This window comes from Streptomyces sp. NRRL B-24572, assembly GCF_002156145.1.
Taxonomy (GTDB): Bacteria; Actinomycetota; Actinomycetes; order Streptomycetales; family Streptomycetaceae; genus Streptomyces; species Streptomyces vietnamensis.
The window spans coordinates 1-3,579 of the sequence record NZ_MWIG01000491.1 but is presented as its reverse complement, the minus strand read 5'-3'; the positions used below and the strand labels follow the sequence as shown (position 1 = coordinate 3,579).

The 3,579-nt window shown below is 73.1% G+C and carries 4 protein-coding genes; 2 read left to right on the top strand and 2 right to left on the bottom strand.

Annotated elements, in window-relative coordinates; all coding sequences use genetic code 11:
* Together CCN56_RS27475 and CCN56_RS27470 are read left to right on the top strand one after the other, a co-directional pair.
* The coding region (locus CCN56_RS27475) for a 2Fe-2S iron-sulfur cluster-binding protein (protein WP_086830633.1) at positions 1–890 on the top strand (890 nt) is incomplete at its 5' end.
* 124 nt (positions 891–1,014) lie between these two features.
* Complete coding sequence (locus CCN56_RS27470) at positions 1,015–2,148, top strand: acyl-CoA dehydrogenase family protein (protein WP_086830632.1); 1,134 nt, start codon at positions 1,015–1,017, stop codon at positions 2,146–2,148.
* Between the two features lie 15 nt (positions 2,149–2,163).
* Here the strand turns inward: CCN56_RS27470 and CCN56_RS27465 are convergent, their stop codons facing one another.
* Entirely contained in the window at positions 2,164–2,508 is a 345-nt protein-coding gene (locus CCN56_RS27465; protein WP_041130125.1) for a rhodanese-like domain-containing protein, read from the bottom strand.
* Between the two features lie 56 nt (positions 2,509–2,564).
* Positions 2,565–3,320: a hypothetical protein gene (locus CCN56_RS27460; protein WP_086830634.1), complete on the bottom strand. Its 756-nt coding sequence runs from the start codon at positions 3,318–3,320 to the stop codon at positions 2,565–2,567.
* Positions 3,321–3,579 lie beyond the last annotated feature (259 nt).

Here is a 3,579-nt window from a genome sequence, read left to right as displayed (position 1 = left end):
TCTGCGCCCCCGCCTCCCCGGCCGGCGAGCCCCCCGTCCTGCGCGTCGGCATCCGGCTCGTCGACGGCGGCTCGTTCTCCACGTACGCGCTCAAGGAACTGGCTGTCGGCGACCTCGTCGAGGTCATGGAACCGATGGGCCGCTTCGCGCTCACCCCGCGCCCCGGCCACTTCGCCGCCGTCGTCGGCGGCAGCGGCATCACCCCGGTCCTGTCGATGGCGGCCACCCTGCTCGCCCGCGAGCCGGAGGCCCGGTTCTGCCTGATCCGCAGCGACCGCACCGCCGCGTCCACGATGTTCCTCGACGAGGTCGCCGACCTCAAGGACCGCTACCCGGACCGCTTCCAGCTGATCACCGTGCTCTCCCGGGAGGAGCAGCAGGCGGGACTGCCGTCCGGCCGCCTCGACCGCGAACGGCTCACCGCACTGCTGCCCGCCCTGCTCCCGGTCGACGGCATCGACGGCTGGTTCCTCTGCGGCCCCTTCGGACTCGTCCAGGGCGCCGAGCAGGCACTGCGCGGCCTGGGCGTCGACCGCGGCAGGATCCACCAGGAGATCTTCCACGTCGACGACGGCTCCGCGCCCGCCCCGGCCCCCGCGGCCGACGCCCCGGCGCACGCCACCCTGACCGCGACCCTGCACGGCCGGTCCGGCACCTGGCCGGTGGAGCGGGGCGAGACCCTCCTCGACACGGTGCTCCGCGCCCGCGCGGACGCCCCGTACGCCTGCAAGGGCGGGGTGTGCGGCACCTGCCGCGCCTTCCTCGTCGGCGGAGAGGTGCGGATGGACAGGAACTTCGCCCTGGAACCGGAGGAGACCGAAGCCGGATACGTCCTGGCCTGCCAGTCCCATCCGGCCACCCCTGACGTGGAGTTGGACTTCGACCGCTGAGAACCGCTGCCGGAACGGTGGCGCCGACGAAGTGCGGCGCCACCATTCCCTTCCCCTAGAACCTGTTCTATCTTGACGATCCGTCAGACAGAGAGACAGGCGTCGGCAACGGGAAGGCAGCACCGTGGACTTCACCTTCACCGAAGAGCAGCAGGCGGCCGTCGAAGCGGCCAAGGCGGTCTTCAAGGACGTCACGCCCGACGCGGTCCCGAGCCCCGCCCTCACCCCGGGCGCCGTGGCCGAGGACCTCGACCGGCCACTCTGGTCCCGGCTCGCCGCCGCCGACCTCCTCGGCCTCGCCCTGACCCCCGAGCACGGCGGCGCCGGACTCGACCCCGTCGCCCTCTGCCTCCTCCTGCGCGAGTCCGCCCGCGTCCTCGCCCGCGTCCCGCTCCTGGAGACCAGCGCCGTCGCCCTGACCGTCGAGCGGTACGCCCACCCCCGTACGGCCGCCGCGCTCCTCCCCCGTATCGCCCGCGGCGAACTCGTCCTCACCGCCGCCTCCCAGGGACGCACCGGCCACGAACCCGCCGACCGGGCCGTCACCGCGCGCCGCGACGGAACCGACTGGATCCTCGACGGCCTCCAGACCGCCGTTCCCTGGGCCCACACGGCCGACCTCATCGCCGTACCGGCCCACACCACCGAAGGCGACACGATCCTCGCCCTGCTACCCCGCACCCACGAGGGCCTCAGCCTCACCGCCCAGTACTCCACCAGCGGCGAACTCCTGGCCGAACTGCACCTCGACGCCGTACGCCTCGACGCCATGGACGTCATCGACACCGCCGGCGCCTGGGAACGGCTGCGCGACACCCTCACCACCGGCACCTGCGCGCTCGCCCTCGGCCTCGGCGAGGCCGTCCTCGCCATGACGAGCCAATACACCGGAAAACGCGAGCAGTTCGGCCACCCCGTGGCCACCTTCCAGGCCGTCGCCGTCCAGACCGCCGACCGCTACATCGATCTGCGCGCCATGGAGGCCACCCTCTGGCAGGCCGCCTGGCGCCTCTCCAGTGACGCGGACGGAGCGCTCCCCGTGGCGGGGGACATCGCCGTCGCGAAGATCTGGGCCTCCGAAGGCGTACGACGCGTGGTGCAGACCGCCCAGCACCTGCACGGCGGCTTCGGCGCCGACACCGACTACCCGCTGCACCGCTACCACGCCTGGGCCAAGCACCTCGAACTGTCCCTCGGCCCCGCCGCGGCCCACGAGGAGGCCCTCGGCGACCTGCTGGCCGGCCACCCTCTCGGCTGAAGCCTCAGACGTCCGTCAGAGGACGAACGCCGGGCTTCCGCTCTCCGCGACCATCGGACGCCCGGCACCGTCCCAGGCCATCATCCCGCCGTCCACGTTCACGGCGTCGAAGCCCTGCTGCACCAGGTACTGCGTGACCTGCGCCGAACGGCCGCCCACCCGGCACATCACATAGGCGCGACCGTGCTCGGCCACGGCCTCCGTCACTTCACCGAAGCGGGCCACGAAGTCGCTCATCGGCACGTGCAGCGCGCCCTCGACGTGACCGGCCTTCCACTCGTCGTCCTCCCTGACGTCCAGCACCAGGGCATCGGCCGGCACGGAAGCCGCGTCCACCGAGGGCAGCGGGGAGAAATTCATGGGAGGCGCCTTCTCTCGTCCAGTACCGCCCGAGTCCTTCGGGCGGTACTGAAAACCTACTGCACCAGCCCCGCCAGCTCGGTCTCCCGCTCGGCGACCTGCGCGAGCAGCTGCTCGGCGATCTCCTCCAGAAGCCGGTCCGGATCGTCCGGCGCCATCCGCAGCATCGCGCCGATCGCGCTCTCCTCCAGCTCGCGCGCCACCGCCGACAGCATGTCCTTGCGCTCGGCCAGCCACTCCAGGCGCGCGTACAGCTCCTCGCTCTCGCTGAGCCGCTCCTCGGCCGGCACAGGACCGGCCTCCCACTCCGCGGACAGCTCGCGCAGCAGCGCCTCGTCGCCCCGGGCGTAGGCGGCGTTCACCCGCGTGATGAACTCCTCGCGCCGCTTCCGCTCCTCCTCCTCGCGGGCCAGGTCGGGGTGGGCCTTGCGGGCCAGCTCGCGGTAGAGCCTGCGGGCCTCCTCACCGGGACGGACCCGCTTCGGCGGCTGCACCGGCCGGTCCGTGAGCATCGCGGCCGCCTCGGGGGAGAGGCCCTCGCCGTCGATCCAGTCGTGGAACAGCTCGTCCACCCCGGGCATCGGCAGCACCGCGGCCCGCGCCTCCTGCGCCCGCCGCAGGTCCTCGGGGTCCCCGGTACGCGCCGCCCGCGCCTCGGCGATCCGCGCGTCGAGCTCATCGAGCCGCGCGTACATCGGCCCGAGCTTCTGGTGGTGCAGCCGCGAGAAGTTCTCCACCTCGACCCGGAAGGTCTCGACGGCGATCTCGAACTCGATCAGCGCCTGCTCGGCCACCCGCACAGCCTGCTCCAACCGAGCCTCAGGCCGCTCGCCCCCGCCCTGCGAACCCGCGCCCTGCTCGTCCCCGGCCTGCGGGGCCGCAGCCTGCTGGTCCCCGGCCTGCTGCCCCGTCGCCTGCTCGTCCCCGGACCGGTCGGCCTCGGGCCGCTCGTCCCCGGGTCCCTCGTTCACACCCTGGTCCACGCTCACGTCCACGCCGCCCAAGTCCTCGTTCCGCCTCGTCCCACTCAGCCTACGGTCCTCTCGGGGGGCCTCCCCCCTCCCTCCCCTC